The sequence below is a fragment of the Sphingomonas sp. Sphisp66 genome (genome assembly GCF_047324325.1).
Lineage (GTDB): Bacteria > Pseudomonadota > Alphaproteobacteria > Sphingomonadales > Sphingomonadaceae > Sphingomonas.
In genome coordinates this window covers 147483-171432 of the sequence record NZ_CP168508.1, presented here as the reverse complement: position 1 = coordinate 171432, position 23950 = coordinate 147483, and the positions used below count along the sequence as shown (strand labels likewise).

25 protein-coding genes are annotated in these 23950 nt (G+C 68.3%); 9 read left to right on the top strand and 16 right to left on the bottom strand.

The window, feature by feature from the left end:
• Position 1 precedes the first annotated feature (1 nt).
• The gene (locus ACEN8G_RS00805; RefSeq protein ID WP_413417943.1) at positions 2-1336 is read left to right on the top strand and encodes a serine hydrolase; all 1335 of its coding nucleotides are present in this window, start codon (positions 2-4) and stop codon (positions 1334-1336) included.
• A gap of 7 nt (positions 1337-1343) precedes the next feature.
• Here ACEN8G_RS00805 and ACEN8G_RS00800 read toward each other — a convergent pair whose 3' ends face one another.
• Complete coding sequence (locus ACEN8G_RS00800; protein WP_413417945.1) at positions 1344-2177, bottom strand: AIM24 family protein; 834 nt, start codon at positions 2175-2177, stop codon at positions 1344-1346.
• A gap of 121 nt (positions 2178-2298) precedes the next feature.
• Between ACEN8G_RS00800 and ACEN8G_RS00795 the strand changes: the two genes are divergently transcribed.
• Positions 2299-3447: a hypothetical protein gene (locus tag ACEN8G_RS00795; RefSeq protein WP_413417947.1), complete on the top strand. Its 1149-nt coding sequence runs from the start codon at positions 2299-2301 to the stop codon at positions 3445-3447.
• Here ACEN8G_RS00795 and ACEN8G_RS00790 read toward each other — a convergent pair.
• From ACEN8G_RS00790 to ACEN8G_RS00775, 4 genes are read right to left on the bottom strand one after another with little or no spacing between them, the layout of a single operon-like run.
• Positions 3442-3999 carry a GNAT family N-acetyltransferase gene (locus tag ACEN8G_RS00790; RefSeq protein WP_413417949.1) on the bottom strand — a complete coding sequence of 186 codons (558 nt, stop codon included), beginning with the start codon at positions 3997-3999 and terminating at the stop codon, positions 3442-3444. The two genes, ACEN8G_RS00795 and ACEN8G_RS00790, sit on opposite strands and share 6 nt — an antisense overlap.
• The gene (locus ACEN8G_RS00785; RefSeq protein ID WP_307119764.1) at positions 3996-4787 is read right to left on the bottom strand and encodes a LysR family transcriptional regulator; all 792 of its coding nucleotides are present in this window, start codon (positions 4785-4787) and stop codon (positions 3996-3998) included. Before ACEN8G_RS00785 ends, ACEN8G_RS00790 begins: the two co-directional genes overlap by 4 nt.
• On the bottom strand, positions 4784-5182 hold the full coding sequence (apaG, locus tag ACEN8G_RS00780) for a Co2+/Mg2+ efflux protein ApaG (protein ID WP_307119763.1): 399 nt from the start codon (positions 5180-5182) through the stop codon (positions 4784-4786). Before apaG ends, ACEN8G_RS00785 begins: the two co-directional genes overlap by 4 nt.
• Complete coding sequence (locus ACEN8G_RS00775) at positions 5182-6390, bottom strand: trans-sulfuration enzyme family protein (protein WP_413417952.1); 1209 nt, start codon at positions 6388-6390, stop codon at positions 5182-5184. The genes apaG and ACEN8G_RS00775 overlap by 1 nt, the downstream gene beginning before the upstream one ends.
• A gap of 236 nt (positions 6391-6626) precedes the next feature.
• Between ACEN8G_RS00775 and ACEN8G_RS00770 the strand changes: the two genes are divergently transcribed.
• Positions 6627-7925 carry a glycosyltransferase family 39 protein gene (locus ACEN8G_RS00770; RefSeq protein WP_413419391.1) on the top strand — a complete coding sequence of 433 codons (1299 nt, stop codon included), beginning with the start codon at positions 6627-6629 and terminating at the stop codon, positions 7923-7925.
• Positions 7926-8091: 166 nt separating this feature from the next.
• Here ACEN8G_RS00770 and ACEN8G_RS00765 read toward each other — a convergent pair whose 3' ends face one another.
• From ACEN8G_RS00765 to ACEN8G_RS00750, 4 genes are read right to left on the bottom strand one after another with little or no spacing between them, the layout of a single operon-like run.
• On the bottom strand, positions 8092-9195 hold the full coding sequence (locus tag ACEN8G_RS00765; protein WP_413419181.1) for a glycosyltransferase: 1104 nt from the start codon (positions 9193-9195) through the stop codon (positions 8092-8094).
• On the bottom strand, positions 9192-10244 hold the full coding sequence (gene leuB, locus ACEN8G_RS00760; RefSeq protein WP_413419179.1) for a 3-isopropylmalate dehydrogenase: 1053 nt from the start codon (positions 10242-10244) through the stop codon (positions 9192-9194). Before leuB ends, ACEN8G_RS00765 begins: the two co-directional genes overlap by 4 nt.
• Positions 10245-10292: 48 nt before the next feature.
• On the bottom strand, positions 10293-11024 hold the full coding sequence (recO, locus tag ACEN8G_RS00755) for a DNA repair protein RecO (RefSeq protein ID WP_413419177.1): 732 nt from the start codon (positions 11022-11024) through the stop codon (positions 10293-10295).
• Between the two features lie 38 nt (positions 11025-11062).
• A complete protein-coding gene (locus ACEN8G_RS00750; RefSeq protein ID WP_413419175.1) occupies positions 11063-11812 on the bottom strand; it encodes a class I SAM-dependent methyltransferase in 750 nt (249 codons plus the stop codon).
• Between the two features lie 233 nt (positions 11813-12045).
• On the opposite strand from ACEN8G_RS00750, the gene uvrC reads away from it, so the two are divergent.
• The 4 genes from uvrC to ACEN8G_RS00730 all read left to right on the top strand — a co-directional run bounded on the left by uvrC (position 12046) and on the right by ACEN8G_RS00730 (position 18895).
• Positions 12046-13968 (top strand): excinuclease ABC subunit UvrC, encoded by a 1923-nt coding sequence (gene uvrC, locus ACEN8G_RS00745; RefSeq protein WP_413418507.1) that lies wholly within the window; start codon positions 12046-12048, stop codon positions 13966-13968.
• 107 nt (positions 13969-14075) lie between these two features.
• Positions 14076-16874 carry a DUF3857 domain-containing protein gene (locus tag ACEN8G_RS00740; RefSeq protein ID WP_413418505.1) on the top strand — a complete coding sequence of 933 codons (2799 nt, stop codon included), beginning with the start codon at positions 14076-14078 and terminating at the stop codon, positions 16872-16874.
• Between the two features lie 114 nt (positions 16875-16988).
• A complete protein-coding gene (locus tag ACEN8G_RS00735; RefSeq protein WP_413418503.1) occupies positions 16989-17945 on the top strand; it encodes a polysaccharide deacetylase in 957 nt (318 codons plus the stop codon).
• A gap of 5 nt (positions 17946-17950) precedes the next feature.
• A complete protein-coding gene (locus ACEN8G_RS00730) occupies positions 17951-18895 on the top strand; it encodes a GNAT family N-acetyltransferase (RefSeq protein WP_413418509.1) in 945 nt (314 codons plus the stop codon).
• A 14-nt stretch (positions 18896-18909) separates the two neighbouring features.
• On the opposite strand, the gene ACEN8G_RS00725 is transcribed toward ACEN8G_RS00730, so the two are convergent.
• The 6 genes from ACEN8G_RS00725 to ACEN8G_RS00700 all read right to left on the bottom strand — a co-directional run bounded on the left by ACEN8G_RS00725 (position 18910) and on the right by ACEN8G_RS00700 (position 21634).
• The gene (locus ACEN8G_RS00725) at positions 18910-19101 is read right to left on the bottom strand and encodes a hypothetical protein (protein WP_413418501.1); all 192 of its coding nucleotides are present in this window, start codon (positions 19099-19101) and stop codon (positions 18910-18912) included.
• Between the two features lie 128 nt (positions 19102-19229).
• Complete coding sequence (locus ACEN8G_RS00720) at positions 19230-19796, bottom strand: hypothetical protein (protein ID WP_413418499.1); 567 nt, start codon at positions 19794-19796, stop codon at positions 19230-19232.
• Between the two features lie 10 nt (positions 19797-19806).
• Positions 19807-20292, bottom strand: a complete 486-nt coding sequence (locus ACEN8G_RS00715) for an ATPase (protein ID WP_413740715.1) — start codon at positions 20290-20292, stop codon at positions 19807-19809.
• 21 nt (positions 20293-20313) lie between these two features.
• A complete protein-coding gene (locus ACEN8G_RS00710) occupies positions 20314-20538 on the bottom strand; it encodes a F0F1 ATP synthase subunit C (RefSeq protein ID WP_307119751.1) in 225 nt (74 codons plus the stop codon).
• Between the two features lie 28 nt (positions 20539-20566).
• Entirely contained in the window at positions 20567-21304 is a 738-nt protein-coding gene (locus ACEN8G_RS00705) for a F0F1 ATP synthase subunit A (RefSeq protein ID WP_373422999.1), read from the bottom strand.
• Between the two features lie 21 nt (positions 21305-21325).
• Positions 21326-21634 (bottom strand): AtpZ/AtpI family protein, encoded by a 309-nt coding sequence (locus tag ACEN8G_RS00700; protein WP_413418193.1) that lies wholly within the window; start codon positions 21632-21634, stop codon positions 21326-21328.
• 180 nt (positions 21635-21814) lie between these two features.
• On the opposite strand from ACEN8G_RS00700, the gene radC reads away from it, so the two are divergent.
• Positions 21815-22495 (top strand): RadC family protein, encoded by a 681-nt coding sequence (radC, locus tag ACEN8G_RS00695; protein WP_413418191.1) that lies wholly within the window; start codon positions 21815-21817, stop codon positions 22493-22495.
• On the opposite strand, the gene ACEN8G_RS00690 is transcribed toward radC, so the two are convergent.
• The gene (locus ACEN8G_RS00690; RefSeq protein WP_413418189.1) at positions 22492-22827 is read right to left on the bottom strand and encodes a winged helix-turn-helix transcriptional regulator; all 336 of its coding nucleotides are present in this window, start codon (positions 22825-22827) and stop codon (positions 22492-22494) included. The two genes, radC and ACEN8G_RS00690, sit on opposite strands and share 4 nt — an antisense overlap.
• 122 nt (positions 22828-22949) lie before the next feature.
• On the opposite strand from ACEN8G_RS00690, the gene ACEN8G_RS00685 reads away from it, so the two are divergent.
• Complete coding sequence (locus ACEN8G_RS00685) at positions 22950-23939, top strand: NADPH:quinone reductase (RefSeq protein WP_413418187.1); 990 nt, start codon at positions 22950-22952, stop codon at positions 23937-23939.
• Positions 23940-23950 lie beyond the last annotated feature (11 nt).

Here is a 23950-nt window from a genome sequence, read left to right as displayed (position 1 = left end):
CATGCGTCATCTGCTTCTCGCCCTGCCGGCATTCGCCCTGGCATTGCCCGCAACTGCGCAGACCGCCGCCCCTGCTGCATCGGCCGCGGCGGTGGCTCCCAAGGCCGATCCCACCTTCACCGCGCGGCTGAACGAGCTGCTCGCGATCCTCAACGGCGGCGGCGACTATGCGGCCTATTTCGCGCCGGGCTTCCAGGCCCAGGTGCCCAAGGCGGCGTTCGATTCGGTGACCGCGCAGCTGGTCGCCGAGAACGGCAAGCCGGTCGCCATCCTCGGCGTCGAGCAGAAGTCGCCCTGGCACGGCGTGGTGCGCGTCCAGTTCGCCTCGGCCGTGGCGGTGATGCAGCTCGCCGTCGATTCCGCCGCGCCGCACCAGGTCGTCGGCCTGCTCGTCACCGGCTTCGATGCCGCGGAGAAGACGCTTCCCGATGTCGAGCGCGCGCTCGCCGCGCTGCACGGCGATACCGGCTATGCGATCGCACGGCTCGGCACGGGCGCGCCGCAGCTGCTTGCCGGCCGCAACGCGGACAGGCCCTATGCGATCGGCTCGGCCTTCAAGCTGGTGATCCTCGCCGAGCTGGTGCGCGTCACCAATGCGGGATCGCGGAAATGGGACGATCTCGTCACGCTCGACGGCAGCCCGCTGCCGGCCGGCGGCTATAACCGCAAGCCCAGGGGCAGCCAGGTCAGCCTGCGCGAGCTGGCCACGCAGATGATCTCGATCAGCGACAACAGCGCCACCGACATCCTGCTGCACACGCTGGGACGCGAGAAGGTGGAGGCGATGATGCCGGTGCTCGGCATCGCCGATCCGGCGCGCAACCGCCCGTTCCTCTCGACGCTCGACATGTTCAAGCTCAAGGGCGTGGCCGGGCTGGGCGACCGCTATCTCAAGCTCGACGAGGCGGGCCGGCGCGCGCTGCTGGCCGGCGAGGTGGCGGGCGTGCCGCTGATCCTGATCGACCAGACCAGCTTCCTGAAGAAGATCCCGAAGATGATCGACACGCTGGAATGGTTCGAGAGCCCGAACGATCTGGTCCGGGTGATGGACTGGCTGCGCCGCAACACCGAAGGCCCGGCCGGCGCCGATGCGCGCGCGGTGCTGTCGAAGAATACCGGCATGGGCCCAGAGGTCCGGGGCAAGTGGCAATGGGTGGGCTACAAGGGCGGGTCCGAGCCCGGGGTGATGAACATGACCTATCTGCTCCAGGCGGGGAATGGCGACTGGTACGCGATCACCGGCAGCTGGAACGACATGCAGAAGGAGGTCGAGCAGGGCCGCTTCGCCGCGCTGATGGGCAAGGCGGCGGAGCTGACCGCCCCGCCCGCCCGCTAGTTCCGGCTCAGTTGTTGCCCCCGATGAAATTGCCCAACCCGCCGAGCACCGAGCCCTCGCCGCGATTCTGCCCGCCAAAGCCGCTTGCCGCCGACAACATCCGCCCGGCAAGGCGCGAGAAGGGCAGAGACTGAATCCATACCTTGCCCGGCCCGCGCAGCCGCGCGAAGAACAGCCCCTCGCCGCCGAAGAACACGCTGCGCACCCCACCGGCGGTCACCAGGTCGAACTCCACCGACGGCGTATAGGCGGCGAGGCAGCCGGTATCGACGTGCAGCTCCTCGCCGGGCGCCAGCTGGCGCTCGACGACCATGCCGCCGAACTGGACGAACACCCAGCCATCGCCTTCGAGCTTCTGCATGATGAAGCCCTCGCCGCCGAACAGGCCGGTCATGATCCGCTTCTGGAAGGCGATGCCCATCGACACGCCCTTGGCGGCGCAGAGGAACGCGTCCTTCTGGCAGATCAGCGTGCCGCCTACGCTGTCCAGCTTGAGCGGCACGATCGCCCCCGGCACCGGTGCCGCGAAGGCCACCCGTGCCTTGCCCGAGCCGCTATGCGTGAAGACGGTGGTGAACAGGCTCTCGCCGGTCACCAGCCGCTTGCCCGCGCCGAGCAGCGCGCCCATGAAGCCGCCGCCCTGCTGGCCGCTGCCGTCGCCGAACACGGTGGTCATCCCCACCGCCGCGTCCTTCCACACCAGCGCGCCCGCCTCGGCCACCGCGCTCTCGCCGGGATCGAGCTCGATCTCGACGAACTGGAGCTCCTGCCCCTTGATCTCGAAATCGATATCGTCGGAGACACCGCTAGTGCGGCTATGGCTCCAGGGATTCTGCGGCATTGGTCGAAATCTCCTCCTGCACTTGCCCGGTTCCTAACCCGTCCTCGGGCCGGGCGCTATTGTTCTGGACAATTCGAGAGGAATCAGTCCTAATTACTGGCGAAAAGAGGGGAGAAGCAGAATGCGTGCTTTGTTGATGCTCATGGCCATGGCCACCACCGTTACGCCCGCCCTGGCCCAGGAACACCGCCAGGATGCCGGCGGGGCGATCATCGTCACCGGCAGCGCGCTCGCCGAGACGAGCAAGAAGCTCAAGGATTGCATCGCGCGCCATTGCTCGCCGAAGGACGACATCTCGGCGACGCTCGTCCATGCCGAGAGCCAGTATCTCGCCGGCGACTATGACGGCGCCTGGACCACGCTTTCGCGGTCGAACAACCGCAATGCCCGCCATTCCGCCGAGTATCCGCAGGAAGTCGCCAATCTCCAGCGCGCCTATGGCCGGCTGACCGACATCATCGGCCTTCCCGAGAATGGCCGCGTCCTCCAGATCTTCGCGTTCGACACGCTGCGCGACAGCCTTGGCGCGAACGATGCCCGCACGCTCGACCAGCAGCTGGCGACCGGCGACTATTCGCTCGGCACCGGCCGCCTCACCCGCGCGATGGACGTCTATCGCCGCGTCGAGCGCAAGGCCCAGGCCGCCGGCCAGCTCGAGGTCCAGGGCCGGGCGATGCTGCGCCAGGCGGGCATCTATTCCACGCTGGCGACGCGCGACCGCGGCTATGCCAGCCTGGCGCGCGCCAATATCGACCGGATCGCCCAGACCACCGCGCCCGAGCTCGCCACCTATCGCACCGCCGCCGAGATCCTGCGCGCCCGCCTGACGGCGTCGCGCGGCGGCGCGGAGTCGATCGACAAGGCCGTCGCCGGCCTCTCCGGCAAGGCCGTGGGCGTTCCGATCGAAGTCTACAGCCCGCCGCTGCTCGGCCTGGATCCGGGCGTCGGCACCCTGGCCCCCGCCAACCCCGAATGGATCGACGTGCGCTACCGCATCGAGCCGTCGGGCCGGGTCGAGGACATCGAGCAGCTGAACAGCTCCGAGAAGATCACCGGCGACTGGGCCAAGCAGGTCCGCGCTTCGCTGGCCAAGCGCCGCTATGCCCCGGTCGATCCGGGCGCGGACGGCGAGGGCCTGGTCCGCACCGAGCGTTTCAGCCTGGTCTTCGACATCACGCGCGAGACGCAGAGCCGCGTCCTGGGTCGGAACGGCAACCCGCGCATCGTCACGCTCGACCTCGCCGACAAGCCGGAACAGGGCGCTCTATAGGGTCGGACCTGCTCGCCAGTCCGCAGGCAGCAGGCCATAGAGGGCGGTGTCGCGCACGCCGATATGGGTCTCCCATTCGGCACGCAGCACCCCCTCGAGCCGGAAGCCGAGCCGCTCGAGCAGCCCGCGCGACGCGCGATTGTCCGGATCGGTATCGGCGAAGACGCGGCGCTGCCCTTCGGCGAAGAGCCGGTCGATCACCGCGCTGACCGCCTCGGCGGCGATGCCGCCGCCCCAATGCGCCCGGGCGAGCATATAGCCGATCTCGGACACCCCGCCCTGCCGCTTCTCGCCCGCGGCGACGAAGCCGATCGCGCTATCCTCGCCCTTCAGCGTGATCGCCCAGCAGCGCCAGCCCGGCGCCTCGCGGGCGAAATCCGCGCGGGTCTGCGCCATATTCTCATGCGGCGGTCCCGACCAGAAATGCATCAGCTCGGGATCGGACAGGCTCGGGAACAGTGCCGCGGCGTCGCCGGGCACGCGCAGGCGCAGGCGGAGCCGCTCCGTCTCCAGCACCACCGTCTCGCGCGGCGCGGGGCCGGCCGGGTTCACGACGCCAGCGCGTCGACCAGCGACTTCACCTTCTTCTGCCGCCACTGCGGCAGCGGCGCGACCAGCCAGTAGCCGAGCTTCGAGCTCTTGGGCTCGCCGACCACCACTACGCGGCCGGAAGCGATGTCGCTGCGCGCAAGCAGCTCGGGCACGGTCGCCCGGCCCAGCCCCTCGGCCGCGGCATCGAGCGCAAGGCCGGCATCGGCGACACGGACCAACGATCCGGCATCCTCGGCCATGCAGCCCGGCCAGGAGATGCGCACGTCGATGCTGCCGCCCGGCCGCTCGACCGTGACCATGCCGTCGCTCTCCAGCGCCTCGCCCTCATGCTCGCCCGGGCCTTCGCCCCAGCGGATGGCGAGGTCGAGATTGGCCTCGGTGAAGTCGAGCGCGTCGTCGGCGGGCACCAGCACGAAGCGCAGGTCGCTGTCGACCCGGGCGATCTCGGCCAGCCGCGGCATCAGCCATTTGGCGGTCAGGTCGCGCGGCGCGGCGATGGTCAGCGACTTGGACGACTGCCCCGCCTGCATCGCCCGCACGCTCTCCTCGAACTGGAGGAAGCCCGCGCGCAGCGCCGACAGGCCGGCCTCGGCCTCGGGGGTGAGCTCCAGCCCCTTGGTCGTGCGGCGGAACAGCACGACGCCGAGCGTATCCTCGAGCGCGCGGATCTGCTGCCCGACCGCGGCAGGGGTCACCGCCAGCTCGTCCGCCGCGCGGGTGAAGCTCAGATGGCGTGCCGCGGCATCGAGCACGCGCAGGCCGTTGAGGGGGAGATGGGTCCGCTTCATTCCGCCACCGCCGGCGCGGTCAGCGCGAACTTGGGGATGCCGACGTCGAACGCCGAACCGTCTTCCCCGATCATGTGATAACTGCCCTGCATATTCCCCGTCGGCGTGCTAAGCGGGCAGCCCGAGACATAGTCGAAGCTTGCCCCCGGCGCGATCATCGGCTGCTCGCCGACCACGCCCTCGCCTTCCACCGTGTGGCGCGCGCCGCGCCCGTCGGTGATGATCCAGTGGCGGGTGAGCAGCTGCACCGTCATCGGCCCGCTATTCTCGATGCGGATGTGATAGGCCCAGAACCAGCGGCCGCGATCGGGCTCACTCTGCTCGGGCAGATAGCTCACCGACACGCGCACGGTGATCCCGCGCGTTTCCTCCGCATCGGTGAACAATGCGTCCATCACAATCCGGCGGCCCTCAGCGCCTGGTCGAGATCGGCGATCACGTCGTCCGCGTCCTCCAGCCCAACATTGAGCCGCAGCATGCCCTCGGTCACGCCCATCTCCAAGCGCTTCTCTTCGGCGACGCTGGAATGGGTGGTCGAAGCCGGGTGCGTCATCAGCGAGCGCGAATCGCCGATATTGTTCGAGATATCGACCAGCTCGAGCGCGTCGAGCAGCGCATGCGCCTGCTTGCGGCCGCCATCGACCTCGAACGAGAAGATCGGGCCGGCGGCCTCCATCTGGCGCATGAACAGATTGTGCTGCGGGTGGCTGGGCAGCGCCGGGAAGTTGATCTTCGGCACGCGCTTCTCGAGGAAGCTGCCCACCTTCAGCGCATTCTCGCTCTGGCGGCGGATGCGCAGGTCGAGCGTCTCCATCCCCTTCAGCACAACCCAGGCATTGAACGGCGACAGCGTCGGGCCGGTGTTGCGGGTGAAGGGCAGCAGCACCTCGTTGATGAACTGCGACGAGCCGGTGACGGCACCGGCGAGCACACGGCCCTGCCCGTCCATCATCTTCGTCGCCGAATAGGCCACCACGTCCGCGCCGAACTCGAGCGGGCGCTGGAGCGCGGGCGTCGCGAAGGCATTGTCGACCACGGTGGTGATGCCGTGCTTCCGGGCGATCGCGCAGACCGCCTCGAGATCGACCACGTCCATCGTCGGATTGGCCGGCGTCTCGAAGAAGAACACCCTGGTGTTCGGGCGGATCGCGTCCTCGAACTGCTGCGGGTCGCGCGCATCGACGATCGTGGTCTCTACGCCGAAGCGGGGCAACAGGCTGTCGGTCAGCCAGCGGCACGATCCGAACGCGGCGCGGCCCTGGACGATATGGTCGCCGGCGCTCACCTGGCAGAGGATCGCCGCGGTCATCGCCGCCATGCCGGTCGCCATGGTGCGGCAGGCCTCGGCACCTTCGAGCAGCGCGATCCGCTCCTCGAGCATCTCCACCGTCGGGTTCTGCAGGCGCGAATAGGTCATGCCGACCTGCTCGCCCGCGAAGCGCGCGGCGGCGTCGCCGGCGCAGTCATACGCATAGCCGGAGGTGAGGAACATCGCCTCGCTGGTCTCGCCCCATTCGGAACGCGCGGTACCTCCGCGCACGGCCTGGGTGGCGGGTTTCCAGTTGCGGGTGACGCTGCGGTCTTGGCCTGTACGACGCTTCATAGTGCGGGATGCTTTGCGGCTGAGGGGCCGGGGCGTCAACCAAACAAAAAATCCTCCCTCGCAAAGCGGGGGAGGTGGCGCGCGCAGCGCGACGGAGGGGGCGTCTCCGCGAGCCAATCGCCTGCGGCCATGCCCCCTCCACCACGCGCTGGCGCGCGCGGTCCCCCTCCCCCGCTTCGCGAGGGAGGATTTTTGAGGGCATGACGGCCACGAAACGGTCAGCTATCCCACCCGCCATGCTCGATCGCCTCAAGGCCCTGCGCGACCGTCCCTGGACCGTCGCCCTGCTCCTCGCCGTCATCGCCGAGGCGCTGTTCCTGATCCATCTCGATCAGCCCAGCGTGATCATGTTCGACGAGATCCACTATCTCCCCGCCGCCCAGGCGCTGCTCGACCTGTCGGGCCCGCGCAATGTCGAGCATCCGATGCTCGGCAAGGAGCTGATCGCGGCGGGCATGGCGCTGCTCGGTGACAATCCGTTCGGCTGGCGCATCGCCTCGACGGTCGCCGGCACCGCCACCGTGCTCGGCGTCTTCGCCTTTCTCTGGCTGCTCACCGGCAGCATGCGCGCAACTCTGGTCGGCGCGCTGCTGACGCTGCTCAACCAGACCGTCTATGTCCAGGCACGCACCGGCATGCTCGACATCTTCCTCGGCTGCTTCCTGGTCTGGGCGCTGGTGATGGGCCTGTGGTCGATGAAGAGCGGCGGCAGGCACGTCTGGTGGCGATGGCTGGCGGTCGGCGTGCTGCTCGGGATGACCACTGCGGTCAAATGGGCGGGCGTGCCCTATATCGTGCTGGCGGGCCTGGCCTTCCTCGTCATCCGCATCCGCGATGCGCGCCAGGCGAAGAAGCCGGTCCTCGCCGCGCTCTCCGGCAAGGATCAGCCGCACTGGCCCGGCCTGCCCGCCATTCCGGCGCTGCTGGCGATGGGCATGGTCAGCGTGGTGACCTATTTCCTCACCTTCCTCCCCGCCTTCTTCTACGCAACCGATCCGCTGAGCCTGCCCGGCCTGTTCGCCCAGCAGCTCCATATGTGGCAGATGCAGACCCAGATCCTGCCGCACCACACCTATCAGTCGAGCTGGTGGAGCTGGCCGCTGATGCTGCGGCCGATCTGGTATTTCTATGAATGGGATCGCGGCGCCCAGCGCGGCGTGCTGCTGATCGGCAATCCGCTGATCATGTGGGGCGGGCTGGTCGCGGTGCTCGCCTGCTACTGGGCGTGGGTGAAGGACAAGGCGATCCGGTCGCTGGCCATGGCGCTGCTGTGGACGGCCAGCCTGGCGATCTATGTCGTGATCCCCAAGTCGATCGGCTTCTATTACTATTACTACCCCAGCAGCATCTTCCTGTGCATGGCGCTGCCGGTCGCCTTCCTGCACTTCGACAAGGGCAGGAATCGCGGCTGGGAGGAATGGTTCGTAGCGCTCTCGCTGCTGATGTTCGGCTATTTCTACCCGATCCTCTCGGGCGCGCCGCTCGCGGACAGCCAGGGGTTCCTTCACTGGATGTGGATCGGCAGCTGGCGGTAAAGCGCCAGCCTCATTCCCCTCCCTGCAAGGGAGGGGTTAGGGGTGGGTTAGAAAAGGTCGGGCTCGATGCCCGGCCTTTTCTGTTTTCCGATACCGTCTCGCTGGGCGCCTCCGGAAGACCGGAGGCGCAACCCACTTCGCCCCTCCCTTGCAGGGAGGGGAGATTTCAGTACCGCCCCCAGACGAAGCGCGACGACAGCGCGAAGTTCCACACCGCCGCCACCGCGATTCCCGCCAGCGCCGCGAAGCGCCAGTCACCATGCTGGACATTGTGGAGGAACGCCGCGACGCCGACATTCGCCGCAGCACCGATGCTGCACACCAGGCAGAACGACACCCAGCCGCCCAGCATCGCCTTCGCCCCCTTCAACCTTTGCTCGCGATAGGTCAGCGCGTTGTTGAGGAAGAAGTTGAAGGTCATCGCCGCCGCGGTGGCGAGGATGGTCGCACCGACGAACGGCCAGTTCAGCCCACGGAAGAACAGGCCGAGGATCAGGAAATGCACGCCGGCGCCGAGCGCGCCGATGCCCGAGAACATCACGAAGCGCACCGGCACCACCCGGCCGAACATCCGGTCGTACAGCGCGATCAGATATTCCATCGCCACGACGTAATCGAGCTTGGACTCGCCCAGCGCCCGGGTGCGGAACACATAGGGCAGCTCGAGGAACTTCAGCGGCTTGGGCGACGCCGTCATGATGTCGAGCAGGATCTTGAAGCCGATCGCCGACAGCGTCGGCACCAGGTCGCGCACGATCTGGGTGCGCATCGTGAAGAAGCCGCTCATCGGGTCGGACAGGTCCGCCTTGAGCACCCGGCGCGACAGCCTGGTGGCGAAGGCAGACTTTGCCACCCGCTCCCGGTCCCACTCGCCCGTGCCGCCGCCATCGACGAAGCGCGAGCCGATCACCACGTCGAGCGTGGAATCGCCTTCGAGCGCGTCGAGCATCCTGGGCAGCAGGGTCTCGTCATGCTGCAGGTCGCCGTCGATCACCGCCACGAACGGCGCGGCGGTCGCGCACATGCCCTCGATGCAGGCGGACGAGAGCCCGCGCCGGCCGATCCGCTGGATCACCCGCACCCGCGGGTCGCGACGGCCCAGCGCGCGGGCGGCATCCGCCGTCCCGTCCGGGCTGTTGTCGTCGACGAAGATCGCTTCCCAGTTCCGCCCCGCCAGCGCCGCATCGAGCTTCTCGATCAGCAGCGGTACGTTCGCCCGCTCGTTGAACGTCGGGATGACGACCGCGAGCTCGAGCTGGTCCGGAATCACGCGAGCGCCTTGAGCACCGCGTCGCCCATCTCGGTCGTCGACATCGTGCCGCCGAGGTCCGCCGTCCGCGCACCGCCGGCAAGCGCCGCCGCGACGGCCGCCTCGACCTTCAGCGCCGCTTCCTCGTTGCCCAGCGAATGGCGCAGCAGCATCGCCGCCGACAGGATCGCCGCGCAGGGATTGGCCTTGCCGGTGCCGGCAATGTCGGGCGCCGAGCCGTGGATCGGCTCGTACATGCCATTGTCCCCGCTCCACGCGCGCAGCGAGGCCGAGGGCAGCATGCCGATCGAGCCGGCACACATGCTCGCCTGGTCGGACAGGATGTCGCCGAACAGATTGCCGGTGACGATCACGTCGAATGCCGACGGCGCGCGCACCAGCTGCATCGCGGCATTGTCGACATACATGTGGGTCAGGTGGACGTCGGGATATTCGGTCGACAGCTCGTTGACCACGTCGCGCCACAGCTGCGACGTCTCGAGCACGTTCGCCTTGTCGACCGAGCACAGCTTCTTCTTGCGCCGCCGGGCCATTTCGAAGCCAACGCGGGCAATACGCTCCACTTCGGCCTCGTTGTAGCTCATGATATCGAAGCCTTGGCGCAGCCCCTCGGCGTCATGGCGCCGGCCCTTCTCGCCGAAATAGACGTCGCCGACCAGCTCGCGGACGATGACGAGGTCGAGCCCGGCCACCACTTCGGGCTTGAGCGGCGAGGCATCCGCAAGAGCCGGGAACAGGGTCGCCGGGCGGATATTGGCGAACAGGCCGAGCTCGCGGCGGATGCCGAGCAAAGCCGCCTCGGGGCGGAGCCGGCGCTCCAGCGCCTCGAAGCGCGGATCGCCGATCGCGCCGAACAGCACGGCATCGGCCTTCTTGGCCAGCGCGAGCGTCTCTTCGGGCAGCGGCCGCCCGGTCAGCAGATAGGCCGCGCCGCCGACGGGCGCCTCCTCGAAGTCCAGGCCCAGGGCCAGAGCTTCCAGAACCCGGCGCGCCTCGCGCGTAACCTCAGGCCCGATCCCGTCACCGGGCAGAACAGCAATCAGTGGCAATTCATGCTCCCCACGTCTTCGCTGCCCGCTTTGCCGCTGTTGTGGCCGTCACGCAACAGCGCGCTTCAACCGATCGACCAGCCGGGCACGCGCCGCGAGCAGTTCCGCACCCTTTCCGATCAGCAGGTCGCGCTCGAGGAAATGGCCGGTGAGCCTGATTCCGTCGAGGATATCCTCCCACCCGGCCTCCCCGCCCTCGACCAGGAAGCGCGGCAGGCGGAGCAGCCGGTTCTCATAGCCCTCGGCACCGAGCCGACTGACCGCGATGCCACTCTTGGGGCTGACATAGACAAGGTCGTCGTTGCGCCCGGTCGCCGCGCAATGCTCGAGGTCCAGCCCGAACCCCAGCTCGGCGAGCAGGAGCAATTCGTATCGTACCATAGCCACCGCCCACCCCCGCGCCGCCGGCGCCGCCTCGATCGCCGCCAGCACGCCATCGAGCGCGGCGAAGAGCCGCGGATAGGGCAGCCCCTCGGGCAGCGAGAAGGCGGTGAGCGCGGTCGTCCATTGGAAGGCGGCGGCCGGCAGCGCCTCGGAGAACATTGCCGCGCGGCTGTGGAGCAGCTCGACCGTCAGCCCGGCCAGCGCATCCTCGGTCCGCGAACGCCATTCGCCCTGCACCAGGTTCGCCGGCTGGAGCACCGGTCGCAGCGTCCGGCCATGGCCGCCGCGGACATAGCCCGGCTGCACGCCGTCCTCCTCGGTCAACGCCCGCACGATCGCCCCATGCTCGCCATGGGCGCGGACGGAGAGGATGATGGCTTCGGCGCGGAGATGCATGGGGCGCTATATAGGCTCCCCGCGCCGGGCTTGGGAATTCAGCCCCTCGGCTTGCGGAACCGGTAGATGAACTGGTCGGTCTTGCCGCGGATCTCGGGGGTGAAGACGTTGGCGGTGTGCGGATCCGCGGCGTTGCGCAGCAGCGGCAGCTCGCCGTCGAACTTGAAGCCGACGGATTCGATCTCCGCACGGGCGGCGGCGGGATCGATGCGGTGGAGCGTCTGCGGCAGGGCAAAATCCGGATCGGAATTGGCGGCATGGTCGATCACCAGCAGCACGCCGCCCGGCTTGAGCGAATCGTAGAGCTTCTGCGCGATCGCCTTGGCGGCGCCCGGAGGGGCGGCCTTGAGGTGCAGGTCGTGCCAGTTCTGTACCGTCATGATCGCGTCGAGCGGCTCGGGAAAGGCGAAGCTCTTCAGGCTGTCGCTCGACGCCACGACATTGGCGCGGCCCTCGACCGCGGCCTTCTGCTCATCGCCATAGGCGGCGCGGAACTGGATGAACTCGGCGGGCTGGTACGCATAGACCTTGCCCCCCGGCCCGACGATGCCGGCAAGGATGCGCGTCCAGTAACCGCCACCCATGATGAAGTCCGCGACCTCCTGGCCGGGCGCGATGCCGGCAAAGGCGAGGATCTCGCCGGCATGGCGCGACGCGTCGCGGTCCTTGTCCGCCTGGGGCCGGCTGGCATCGCCGAGCGCGGCGGTGATCGGCGCGGGGACGGTCTGGGCATGGGCGGCGAGCGGTGCGGCCAGCGCGAGCAGCGCGGCGGAAAGGGCGAGCTTCATGGGGACGACTCTCCTCGGTGTGTTTGAGTGGAGCATGACACATCCGTGTGGCCGTTCAAGGCATCCCCCCCACTCCGTCATCCCGGCGAAAGCCGGGATCTCGTGCGGCTCCTGCCTCGCACCTTCGCCTGAGATCCCGGCTTTCGCCGGGATGACGATAAGGGCGGGATGACGATATGGTCGCGATCAGGGAGTGGCGGTCGCGCGCTTCCGCGCCTAAATCCCCTTCGACGATGTCCGATCCCAATTCGCCCAACCGCTTCAACGAAGAGACCGCCACCTATGCCGTGCGCGGCGCCGATGCGCCCGACCTCGAAGCCGGGGTGGCGGCGATCCGCAACGTGCTCAAGACGCTGCCGGTGCGCCCGGGCGTCTACCGGATGCAGGACGCGCGCGGCGACGTGCTTTACGTGGGCAAGGCGCGGGCGCTGAAGAACCGCGTGACCAACTATACCCAGGTCATGCGCCTGTCGAAGCGGCTCCAGCGGATGGTGGCGCAGACGCGCTCGATGACGATCGTCACGACGAACAACGAGGCCGAGGCGCTGCTGCTCGAGGCGCAGCTGATCAAGCGCTTCCGCCCGCCCTACAATGTCCTGCTGCGCGACGATAAGTCGTTCCCCTTCATCCTGCTGCGGCGCGACCACGACTATCCGCGCATCCAGCTCCACCGCGGCGCGCGCAAGGTGAAGGGCGATTATTTCGGGCCGTTCGCCGGCGCCGGCCAGGTGCGCAAGACGCTCAACGCGCTGCAGAAATTGTTCCTGCTGCGCAGCTGCACCGACAGCTTCTTCAACACCCGCGACCGGCCGTGCCTACTCTACCAGATCCGTCGCTGCTCCGCGCCGTGCGTCGATCGCATCGAACCGGCGGCCTATGAGGAACTGGTCGACGACGCGCGCGACTTCCTGATGGGCAAGTCGACCAAGGTGCAGGCCAAGCTCGGCGCGCAGATGCAGGACGCGGCGGAGAATCTCGATTTCGAGCTGGCGGCGATCCTGCGCGACCGGCTCAAGGCGCTGACCTTCATCCAGGGCAGCCAGGCGATCAATGCCGAGGGCGTTGGCGATGCCGACATCTTCGCGCTCGCCAGCAAGTCGGGCGTGATGGGCATCCAGGCCTTCTTCATCCGCGGCGGCCAGAATTGGGGCCATCGCAGCTTCTTCCCGGCGCACACCAACGATGTGTCCGAGGACGAGGTGCTCGCGGCGTTCCTGATGCAATTCTACGAGGAAGTGCCGCCGCCGAAGACGATCTTCGTCGATCGCAACCTGGAGGAAGCGGCCCTTCTCGCCGAGGCGCTGCGGGAACGCGCCGGGCACAAGGTCGCGCTGGGCGTGCCGCAGCGCGGGCCGCGCCGCCGGCTGCTCGAGCAGGCCAGGCGCAACGCGGTGGAAGCGCTCGACCGGCGGCTGGCCGAGGGGACGACCCAGGCCAAGCTGCTCGCCGAGGTCGCCGACCTGTTCGAACTGCCCGAACCGCCCGAGCGGATCGAAGTGTACGACAACTCGCATATCCAGGGCACCAATGCGCTGGGCGCGATGGTGGTGGCGGGCCCCGAGGGCTTCCAGAAGAACCAGTATCGCAAGTTCAACATCAAGCGCGCCGAGACCGTGCCGGGCGACGATTACGGCATGATGCGCGAAGTGCTCACGCGCCGCTTCGCCCGAGCAGTGGAGGAGGACCCCGACCGGCAAGGCGGCACCTGGCCGGACCTGGTGCTGCTCGACGGCGGGCGCGGGCAGCTCAATGCCGCCAAGGCGGTGCTCGAGGATCTCGGCATCGAGGACGTCTGCATGGTCGGCGTCGCCAAGGGGCCGCATCACGGGCGCGACGGGCGCGAGGTGTTCCACCTGATGGACGGGCGCGAGCTGATGCTGCCGGTCAACTCGCCCTTGCTCTTCTATCTCCAGCGGCTGCGCGACGAAGTGCACCGCTTCGCGATCGGCGCGCACCGCGAGAAGCGCGCCAAGGCGATCGGGGCGAGCCCGCTCGACGAGGTCCCCGGCATCGGCCCGGCCCGCAAGAAGGCGCTGCTGATGCATTTCGGCACGGCGCGGGCGGTGCGCGCGGCGAGCCTGGAGGATCTGCAAAAGGCGCCGGGGGTGAGCGCCGGCGTCGCGCAGCAGGTCTATGATTATTTCCACGCCCGCTGAGCCGGAAACACTAAAGCACCATTTCTGCACAGATAATCCGCATCTCCTCGCTTGTGGCGGCAGGGCGGGGCGCTAGGCTCCCCTCCGGAAATTCGGGGGGATTATCTTTGCGTATCGTTCTGTCGTCCGTCGCGCTCACTCTGCTGACGGGCACCGCCCATGCCGGCGACAAGCCGCTTTACCAGCCCGCACCCGCCTGGGTGCGGCCCGCGCCGGCGCCCGACGCCGCCAAGCTGACCGATGCCGATCCGGCAACGGTGCTGAGCGACCAGCAGCAGCGCCTGAGCAGCGGGCAGGTCTGGGCCTATAACGACCAGGCGACGCGGATCGTCTCGCCGCAGATGCTGACGCAGTTCGGCACGGTACAACTGCCCTGGCAGCCCGAGGAAGGCGATCTGATCGTCCACAAGGCCGAGATCATCCGGGCAGGCGAGCATATCGACCTGCTCGCCGGCGGGAAGGGCTTCGAGGTGCTGCGGCGCGAGGAGCAGCTCGAACAGCTGCAGATCAACGGCACGCTGACCGCGACGATGACGGTGCAGGGGCTGCGCGTCGGCGATGTGCTGCGCCTCTCTTATTCGGTAACCAGCCATGACAAGGCGCTGGGCGGCAACGCGCAGACTTTCGTGCCGCTGGTCGCGGCGCCCGAGCGGGTGGGCTATGCGCGGGCGCGCGTTTCCTGGCCCTCGGGCACGCCGCTGCGCTGGCGCAGCTATGCCGATGGCGCCGTGCCGAAAGTGACCAAGCAGGGCGGCTTCGACGAGATCGAAGTGACGCTGCCGCTCCCCAAGCCCGCCGAGCTGCCCGCCGATGCGCCAGGCCGCTACCAGAAGCCGGCACTGCTCGAAGTGACCAGCTTCACCGATTGGAAGTCGGTCTCCGCCGTGATGGGGCCGCTCTACGCGACCGAGGGACTGATCGCGCCGGGCAGCCCGCTGGCGGCCGAGGTCGACAAGATCAAGGGCAGGTCGGCCGATCCGCGGGTGCGCGCCGCGCTGGCGCTGCGGCTGGTGCAGGACGAGATTCGCTACCTGTTCGAAGGGATGAACGGCGGCAATTACGTGCCCCAGAAACCCGCCGACACCTGGACGCGCCGCTATGGCGACTGCAAGGCGAAGGCGCTGCTGCTGCTCTCCCTGCTCCGCGCCATGGACATCGAGGCCGAGCCGGTAGCGGCCAGCATGGGCATGAGCGGGCTGGTCGCCCAGCGCCTGCCCAGCGCCGGTGCCTTCGATCATGTGCTGGTGCATGCGACGATCGGCGGCAAGCCGCTGTGGCTCGACGGCACCGGCTCGGGCACGCGGCTGGAGGATCTCGACGATACCCCGCCGTTCCGCGACGTGCTGCCGCTCCGGCCCGGGGGCGCGGAGCTGATTCCGCTGCCGATGCATGCGCCGGCGCGCCCGATGATGGAAACCGCGCTCGAGTTCGACCAGCGGGCCGGGCTCAGTCTGCCGACGCCGTTCACCCTCACGATCAAGATGCGCGGCCAGATGGCCGAGATGGTGCGGGCGATGTCGAGTCAGGCGAGCAAGGAGCAGCTCGAGGATATGGGCCAGGGCATGGTCGCCGGCGTGATCGGGGATGCGCTGGTGGTCGAGCGCAAGCTCTCCTACGATTCCGAGACGGCGACCGCGACCGCGACGGCAAGCGGCATCGTCGGCTCGCCCTGGAAACTGAACGAGCGCCGGTACCGCGCGCAGCTCGACCGCATCGTCTCCGCTGCCGATTTCTCGCCGGACCGCGCCCGGCCGGCCTGGAAGGACATTCCGGTGGTCACCACGCCAGTGCCGTTCGCAGCGGTGATGCGGACGCGCATCCGTCTGCCCGGGCAGGGCGCCGGCTTCACGCTGGATGGCGACCAGACGCTGCCGGCGCGGTTCGCAGGCATCGGGCTGACACGCAAGGTCACCGTCGCGAACGGCGAAGTGGTGGTCGAGGACAGCCTGGCGAGCGACGCGGCGGAAGTGGCGCCGGCGGACCTGCCGGCAGTGCGTGCGCAGGTCGCGCTCGCCAAGTCGCGGCTGCTCGAGATGCTTGCCCCCACCGACTATCCGGCGCGCTGGCAGATCGTCGCCAACGCCGGCAAGACGGGGTTCCCGGCGATCATGGCGGTCTACGCCAAGGGCATCGCCGATGCGGCGCCCGACGAGACGCTGGGTTACACCAATCGCGCCTCCTTCCTCGCCGGGATCTGGGATTGGAAGGGCGCCGCCGCCGATTACGACAAGGCGATCACGATCGAACCGACGGTGCCGCTCTATCTCGCCCGGGCGCGGATGCGGCAGGCGATGCGCGACGACAAGGGCGCGCGCGCCGATGTAGAGGCGGCGCTGGCGCTGGATCCCGGTTCGCTGGCCGCGATCAACATGCTCGCCTCGCTGCGCTTCCGCGCCGGCGAGCGGGATGCTGCCATGGCGCTGATCGATGAGCGGATCGCGGCGGGCGGCAAGGCCAAGCAGGGCTTCGTCACCAAAAAGGCGGACCTGCTGGGCGAGGCCGGCCGGGCCGAGGAAGGCGTCAAGCTGATCGACGAAGAGATTCGCGTCACGCCCGGCAACGAGATCCTGCTCAACTCGCGCTGCTGGCTGAAGGGCACGAGCAACATCCTGCTCGATACCGCGCTGAAGGATTGCACGCGGGCGATCGAGATCGCCGAGGACCCTTCGTCGATCTATGACAGCCGCGCGATGGTCTATTTCCGCATGGGCAAGATGGAAGAGGCGATGGCCGATCTCAACGCCGCACTCGAAGTCTCGCCAATGCAGGGCGCCAGCCTCTTCCTGCGCGGCGTGGTGCGCCGGCGGACCGGAGACATCAAGGGCAGCGACACCGATCTCGCCGCCGCCCGGCTGATGTGGCCGCGCGTCGACGAGGATTATGCGCGCTATGGTATCAAGCCCTAGGCCATATTCGACATTCAGCCTCCCCTCCCTCGCGAGGGAGGGGAGTTAGAGCCCCCCTTTCCCCAATCCCCGCGCATTCGCCTTTTCTTCACGCCCCTGCTTTAAGGGGGCAGCATGGCTACCCGGGTCTTCATCACGATCGACACCGAGATCATGTGGCGGCACCATGTCGCCGGGCTCGATGTCGAGACGATCGTCCAGCGCTCGCTGGAGCCCGCCAATGTGGGCGTCGCCTGGCAACTCGAGCAGCTGGCCCGGCACGGGCTCAAGGCCTGCTTCTTCGTCGATCCGATGCCGGCCCTGGTTTACGGCCTCGACCCGATCAAGCGGGTGGTCGGCGCGATCCTCGAGGCCGGGCAGGAAGTGCAGCTGCACCTCCACCCCAACTGGACCGGCGCGCATGCGGACGACAAGGGCGCGACCTATGGCGCCTTCGAGCTGATCGACTATAGCTTCGACGAGCAGGTCGAGCTGCTGGCCGGTGCCTCCGACATGCTGGTCGCCTGCGGCGCGCCCGAGCCGATCGCCTTCCGCTCCGGCTCCTATTCGGCGAGCGACGACACGCTGGGCGCGCTGGCGCAGCTCGGCTTCGAATATGACAGCAGCCACAACGGCTCCGAGCATCCCTGGCCGAGCGCGATCAACCTGGGCGAGCGCCAGATCGCCCCGGTCGCGCATCGCGGGCTGATCGAAGTGCCGGTGACGCTGATCGAGGACCGGGCCGGGCATCTCCGCCATTTCCAGATCTGCGCACTCTCGGCCGGCGAGATGCGCGCCGCGCTCGACCATGCCGTGGTGCGCAGCCATTCGGCCGTGACGATCGTCAGCCACGGCTTCGAGCTTGCAAATCGCGCCGGGACGCGGCCTAACGCCGTGCACGTACGGCGCTTCCACGCGCTGTGTCGCATGTTGGCCAGCCGCCGGGGGGTGTTGGTGACCGAACATTTCGCAGACCGGCCGAAGATGCCGCTCGGGCAGGACGACGCGCCGCTCGGGCCGAGCCTGATCCGCACGCGCTGGCGCCAGGCCGAGCAGCTCTGGTCGAACCTGGTCGAGGAGCGCGCCGCGTGAACGCGATGAGCGAAGTCACCGCCGAGCTGCCCCAGGCGAAGCCGACCAGCCTGAAGTTCGAGATCGGCGCGCGCACGCTCGCCACGATCCAGCGCTCCCTGGTGCGCCTGCCGCTGACGCTGGACGAGGCGCGGGCCGACCGCCTGCCGGTGCTGGCGCCGCTGCCGCGCGAGGCGCATGGCTATGTCGTCACCTCGCTGCCCGAGCATCTGGTGCCGGGGCTGGTCAAGGCCTCGGGCGACATGCTGCCCTTCATCCGCCAGCGCTACACCCGCTATTTCACCGATTTCGCACCCGGCTTCGATGCCTGGTGGAACGGGCTGTCGTCCAACGCCCGCCAGGGGATCAAGCGCAAGGCGAAGAAGATCGCGGCCGAGAGCGGCGGCGAGCTCGACGTGCGCGCGTTCCGCGGACCGCAGGCGCTGGAGGATTTCCACGACGTCGCGCGGCGGATCTCGCTGAGGACTTACCAAGAACGCCTGCTCGGCTCGGGCCTGCCCGACAGCCCCGAATTCATCGCGACGATGCTCGCGCAGGGCGCCGCCGGCCAGGTGCGTGCCTGGCTGCTCTACATTGCGGGCGAGCCGGCGGCCTATCTCTATTGCCCGGTGATCGAGGGCGGCGTGGTGATCTACGCCTATGTCGGCCATGATCCCGCGTTCAACGACCTCTCCCCCGGCGCGGTGCTCCAGCTCGAGGCGATGCGCGACCTGTTCGAGGAAGGGAAATTCTCCCGCTTCGACTTCACCGAGGGCGAGGGCCAGCACAAGCGCCAGTTCGCCACCGGCGGCGTGGCGTGCGTCGACCTGTTCCTGCTACGGCCGTCGCTCGCCAACCGGGTGACGATGGCGGCGCTCGGTGGGTTCAACCGCGGCGTGGCCGGGATCAAGGCGCTGGTGCAACGCGCCGGGCTGGAAAAGGCAGCGAAGAAGCTGCGGCGCGGCGCCTAGCCCCTACCCCGCCCTCAACGCCCTGCTTCATTCTCCAGCGCATTGGCCCGGGCCTCGATCCGCTCCATCGTCTCCTGCGCGCGCGTGCCGATGTCGCCGGCGCGGCGCTGCTCCTCCACGGCGCTGTGCCATGCGACTGCGATCATCAGGACGAGCAGCGCGGCGGTGAGCGCGGTGGCGAGCTGGAGCCAGCGTTGGGTGGTCATGCCGCGACCCTAGCCGCCCCGGGCCGCTCCCGCCAGCCGGCCGCCTTGCCTGCGCCCTGAACGCGAAAAGGGCGCACCGCCCGAAGGCAGCGCGCCCTTTTCGTCCAGCCTGCCGCCGAAGCGGAGGATCAGTTCAACCGACCCAGCCCCGCGATCGTCTTGTCGACGAGCGGCTTGTCCGCACCGGCACCATGCTTCTCCGCGATGATCGCTGCAGCAGCAGCGGCGGCAGCATCGGCAGCCTTGGCACGGACGTCGGCAATCGCAGCGCGCTCGGCGGCGGCGATCTTGTCCTCGGCCATCTTGGTGCGGCGCTGCGTGAGCAGCTTGGCATCCGCCTCCGCCTTGGCGATCAGCGCGGTGGCCTCCTGCTCGGCATGGGCGACGATCGCGGCGGCGTCGTTGGCGCTCGCCGCGGTGCGCGCCTTGGCGTCCGCGAGCAGCTTCTCGGCCTCCTCGCGGATCGCACGGGCGCGGTCCAGCTCGGCGCGGGTGTCGGCGATGCGCTTGTCCAGCGCCTCGGCGATCTTCTTCGGAGCCTTGCCGACGAAGATCGCCAGCAGGATGAAGATGGTCAGCCCGACATAGACCCAGCCTTCGGCACCGAGACCGAGCAGCGTGGGGCCTTCATGGTGCGCGCCGCCATCGGCTTCGGTAAGCGCGACGGTCTGGTCGGCGGGAGTATGTGCACTCATGTCAGGTCCTTCAGCCCGCCACCGCGCGCGCCGCCTTGGCGGCGTCGGCAGCGGTCGGGCGCTTGCCGGTCAGCTGCTCGACCAGGTCGCTCGCCACGTCCGCGGCGATCGCCTCGACCTCGCCCAGCGCCTTGGTGCGGGCTTCGGTCAGCTCGGCCTCGGCCGCTGCCGCCCGCTCGGCGAGCTTGGCATCGGCCTTGGCCAGCTTGGTCTCGAGCGACTTGGTCGCCTTGGCGTGCGCGGCGTTGAGCGCCGCGCGCGCCGATTCCTGGGCCTCGGCCACGCCGGCTTCATAGTCCGCGGCGAGCTTATCGGCCGACGCCTTGGCAGCCTCGGCGGCGTCAAGGTCGCCGGTCACCTGGTCCTCGCGCGCCTGCATGGTGCGGCCCAGCTTGGGCAGCGTCGGCAGGACGACCGCAAAGTAGAGGACCGCGAAGAAGATCGCGAGCCACACCAGCTGCGGCAGGAAGACATTGGCGAAATCGAACTGTGGCATGGCCGGCTGGCCCCGTCTTTCTTACGAGAAGGCGAGCGCGAGCGCGACGACGGCGGCGATCAGGCCGAGCGCCTCGGTCACGGCGAAACCGAAGATCAGGCGGCCGCCCATCTTGGCGTCAGCCGCCGGGTTGCGCAGCGCACCCTGCAGGTAGAGACCGAAGATGGCGCCCACGCCGATGGCGGCGAGGCCAGCACCGATGGCAGCGAGGCCGGCACCGATCTTGGCTGCAACTGCTACGTCCATGATATTCCCTTCCTTGAGACTAAGTCGATTAATGGAGATTGATGGCGTCGTTCAGGTAGAGCGAAGCCAGAAGCGCGAAGACATAGGCCTGCACCACCGCAATCAGCACCTCGAGCGCGGAAAGCGCGACGTTCACCGAAAGCGGCAGGATGCCGAAGACATAGGGCAGCGCGCCGAACGAGCCGAGCGACACGACGAAGGTGCCGAACACCTTCAGCAGCACGTGGCCGGCAGTCATGTTGGCGAACAGTCGGATGGCGAGCGTGAACGGGCGGCTGAGGAAGCTCAGCACCTCGATGATGAACACGAACAGGCCGAGCGCGATATTGGCGTCCTTCGGCCAGAACAGGCTGAAGAAGTGCAGGCCGTGGCGCGCGAAGCCGACGATGCAGACGGTGATGAACACCAACATGGCAAGGCCGAGCGTCACCGAGATATGGCTGGTCGGCGTGAACGCGCCCACCCAGGGGATCAGGCCCAGCAGGTTGCAGGCGAGCACGAAGATGAAGATCGCGAAGATCAGCGGCGCGAAGCGGCGCCCCTCGGGGCCGACATTCTCGTCCAGCATGCGTCTTACGAAATCGTAGACATACTCCACCGCGGCCTGCCAGCGGCCGGGCACGAGCTGCGGACGGGCGGTGCCGACGAACAGGAAGATCGAGACCGCGGCCAGCGCGATCGCCATCCACAGCGACGAGTTGGTGAACGACAGGTCATAGCCCCCCGCGTTGATCGGGTGGAGCACCTTGACTGCGAACTGTTCCATCGGGCCGGCCATGGTGGTCGGTTATTCCTTGCTATCGGTGTTGGGATCGGCGTCGAATTCGGCGGAAGTCTGCATCGCGCGGCGAACGCCGGCGGCGAAGCCGAGCAGCAGCATCACCACCATCGCCCAGGGCTTGGTGCCGAGGCCGGCATAATTGTCGATCAGCCAGCCAATGAAGCCCGAGACGAGCACGGCACCGACGAATTCGATGCCGATGGCCCAGCCACGGGTTTCCGCCTTGCCTTCGGCGTTGGTCACGCCGCGCACATGCTCAGCCTTCGCATCCTTGATGCGGCGATCGAGGTCGTCGGGATTGCGGTCGTCGGACAAGGTTCGTGCGATCCAGATATGAAAAAGCCGCCGCGCAGGTGCCGGCGACACGTGGCATCCTGTGCCAAGGCCCCTGATGCGCCGCCGCTTTAGGAATGCTCGCGGGACGAGTCAACTCTATCGCCAAATCGGCGAAATCCTCGCCTTGAATAAAGCGGCGTTTGCAGGAACAAATCGGGCATGTCCGAGGCCCCCGACAATAGCGGCCACCGCGCGCGCCTGCGCCGCCGCCTGTTCGAGGGCGGGCCGGACGCGTTGCTCGATCACGAACTGGTCGAATACCTCCTCGCGCTGGCGATTCCCCGCCAGGATACCAAGCCGCTGGCCAAGGCGCTGCTCCATGAGTTCGGCGGGATCGCGGGACTTCTCACCGCCGATGCCGAGGCGCTTGCCCGGGTGAAGGGCATGGGCGAGACCAGCGTCGCGGCCCTGAAGGCCAGCCACGCAGCCGCGCTCCGCCTGCTGCGCGCCGAAGTCGCCGAGCGCCCGGTGCTCGCCAACTGGCAGGCGCTACTCGATTACCTCCGCGCCGACATGGCACATCACGTCATCGAGCGCTTCCGTGTCCTCCACCTCAATTCGAAGAACATGCTGATCCGCGACGAGCTGATGGGCGAAGGCACGATCGACGAAGCCGCGGTCTATGTCCGCGAAGTGATCCGCCGGGCGATCGACCTCGGCTCGGCGGCGCTGATCCTGGTCCACAACCACCCCTCCGGCGATCCCTCCCCCAGCCGCGCCGATATCGAGATCACCCGCCAGATCATGGCCGCCGGCAAGGGCATGGGGATCGCGGTGCACGACCATATCATCATGGGCCGCGACGGGCATGCCTCGCTGCGGGGACAGGGGCTGCTCTAGGACCTCTCAGGGGCCCGCGCCGCATAGGCCTCGCCCCACAGCTTCATTGCCTCCAGCACGGGCGTCAGCGTCCGCCCCAGCTCGGTCAGCGAATATTCGACCCGGGGTGGCACTTCGGCGAACACCTCGCGCCGGACGATGCCATGCTCCTCCAGCTGTCGCAGCTGGAGCGTGAGCGAGCGCTGCGTCACCCCGCCGATCAGCCGGCGCAGCTCGCCGAACCGCTTCGTCCCGCCCAGCAGATAATGGAGGATGAGCGGCTTCCACTTGCCGCCGGCGATGTCGACCGTGACTTCGACGGCGCAGCGGAACGGCTCCGATTCCCTGGTCATGCGCCCAATAGTATACTTACTATCCCTATATATCAAACCGTTGCCTTCTTGCGAAACCGCCTGCGTGTCCAGACCTCCCGCCCCGCATCGCCAATTCCGGCGATGACCAGCAGGAGCGACCAATGCGTGCCATCTATTATGACCGACAGGGACCAGCGGACGAGGTCCTGACCCTGGGCGAGATCCCCGACCCCACCCCTGCGGCAGGAGAAGTCCTGGTCCGCATCCACATGTCCGGCATCAACCCCACCGACCTGAAGGCGCGGACCGGCTTCTCCGCCCCGATGCGCCATCCGCGCATCGTGCCGCACCAGGATGGCGCCGGCATCATCGTCGCGGTCGGCACCGGTGTTGCGCCTGCACGGATCGGCGAGCGCGTCTGGGTGTTCGAGGCGCAATCCGGGCGCGCCGAGGGAACCGCGGCAGAGTATGCCGCCATCCCCGCCGCCAACGCGGTGTCGCTGCCGGCCGGGGTCTCGTTCGAAGTCGGCGCAGCGCTCGGCATCCCGGCCCTCACCGCGCATCGCTGCCTGTTCGCCGACGGCGACCTCAAGGGCCGGCGCGCCCTCGTCCAGGGTGGTGCCGGAGTCGTCGGATCGGCCGCGATCCAGCTCGCCAAATGGGCAGGCGCCTGGGTCGTGGCGACCGTCCTGGATTCCCAACAGGAGGTGATCGCGCGGGAAGCGGGCGCCGATCTGGTGCTCAACTTGCGCAGCGACGATGTTGTGGCGAGGATAGCGGAAGCGACTGCCGGCGAAGGCGTGCACTGCATCGTCGATGTCGATATCGCCGCCAATCTCGAACTCGACCTCGCCTGCCTGGCGAATGGCGGGGTGATCAGCGCCTATGCGATGCGCGACGCGGCGGACGCCTGCGCGATCCCGCTGCTCCGCGCGATGATCGGCGGCGCCGTCTTTCGCTTCGTCTATATCTACACGGTACCCGCCGAGGCCAAGCAGGCCGCCATCGCCGACATCACCGCGGCGCTGGAGGCCAATGCCTACACCCCCAGGATCGGGCTGGTCGTGCCGCTGCGCCGCACCGCGGAGGCCCATCTGGCACTCGAGCAGGGCGCGGTGACGGGCAAGGTGCTTGTCCAGCTGGCGGACTGACGCCCTGACAA

Excerpts from the sequence above, each read along its gene's own strand:
- ACEN8G_RS00805 (WP_413417943.1), top strand. The coding sequence starts at position 2 with ATGCGTCATCTGCTTCTCGCCCTGCCGGCATTCGCCCTGGCATTGCCC.
- ACEN8G_RS00800 (WP_413417945.1), bottom strand. The coding sequence starts at position 2,177 with ATGCCGCAGAATCCCTGGAGCCATAGCCGCACTAGCGGTGTCTCCGAC.
- ACEN8G_RS00795 (WP_413417947.1), top strand. The coding sequence starts at position 2,299 with ATGCGTGCTTTGTTGATGCTCATGGCCATGGCCACCACCGTTACGCCC.
- ACEN8G_RS00785 (WP_307119764.1), bottom strand. The coding sequence starts at position 4,787 with ATGAAGCGGACCCATCTCCCCCTCAACGGCCTGCGCGTGCTCGATGCC.
- apaG (WP_307119763.1), bottom strand. The coding sequence starts at position 5,182 with ATGGACGCATTGTTCACCGATGCGGAGGAAACGCGCGGGATCACCGTG.
- ACEN8G_RS00775 (WP_413417952.1), bottom strand. The coding sequence starts at position 6,390 with ATGAAGCGTCGTACAGGCCAAGACCGCAGCGTCACCCGCAACTGGAAA.
- ACEN8G_RS00770 (WP_413419391.1), top strand. The coding sequence starts at position 6,627 with ATGCTCGATCGCCTCAAGGCCCTGCGCGACCGTCCCTGGACCGTCGCC.
- recO (WP_413419177.1), bottom strand. The coding sequence starts at position 11,024 with ATGCATCTCCGCGCCGAAGCCATCATCCTCTCCGTCCGCGCCCATGGC.
- ACEN8G_RS00750 (WP_413419175.1), bottom strand. The coding sequence starts at position 11,812 with ATGAAGCTCGCCCTTTCCGCCGCGCTGCTCGCGCTGGCCGCACCGCTC.
- uvrC (WP_413418507.1), top strand. The coding sequence starts at position 12,046 with ATGTCCGATCCCAATTCGCCCAACCGCTTCAACGAAGAGACCGCCACC.
- ACEN8G_RS00735 (WP_413418503.1), top strand. The coding sequence starts at position 16,989 with ATGGCTACCCGGGTCTTCATCACGATCGACACCGAGATCATGTGGCGG.
- ACEN8G_RS00730 (WP_413418509.1), top strand. The coding sequence starts at position 17,951 with ATGAGCGAAGTCACCGCCGAGCTGCCCCAGGCGAAGCCGACCAGCCTG.
- ACEN8G_RS00725 (WP_413418501.1), bottom strand. The coding sequence starts at position 19,101 with ATGACCACCCAACGCTGGCTCCAGCTCGCCACCGCGCTCACCGCCGCG.
- ACEN8G_RS00720 (WP_413418499.1), bottom strand. The coding sequence starts at position 19,796 with ATGAGTGCACATACTCCCGCCGACCAGACCGTCGCGCTTACCGAAGCC.
- ACEN8G_RS00715 (WP_413740715.1), bottom strand. The coding sequence starts at position 20,292 with ATGCCACAGTTCGATTTCGCCAATGTCTTCCTGCCGCAGCTGGTGTGG.
- ACEN8G_RS00710 (WP_307119751.1), bottom strand. The coding sequence starts at position 20,538 with ATGGACGTAGCAGTTGCAGCCAAGATCGGTGCCGGCCTCGCTGCCATC.
- ACEN8G_RS00705 (WP_373422999.1), bottom strand. The coding sequence starts at position 21,304 with ATGGAACAGTTCGCAGTCAAGGTGCTCCACCCGATCAACGCGGGGGGC.
- radC (WP_413418191.1), top strand. The coding sequence starts at position 21,815 with ATGTCCGAGGCCCCCGACAATAGCGGCCACCGCGCGCGCCTGCGCCGC.
- ACEN8G_RS00690 (WP_413418189.1), bottom strand. The coding sequence starts at position 22,827 with ATGACCAGGGAATCGGAGCCGTTCCGCTGCGCCGTCGAAGTCACGGTC.
- ACEN8G_RS00685 (WP_413418187.1), top strand. The coding sequence starts at position 22,950 with ATGCGTGCCATCTATTATGACCGACAGGGACCAGCGGACGAGGTCCTG.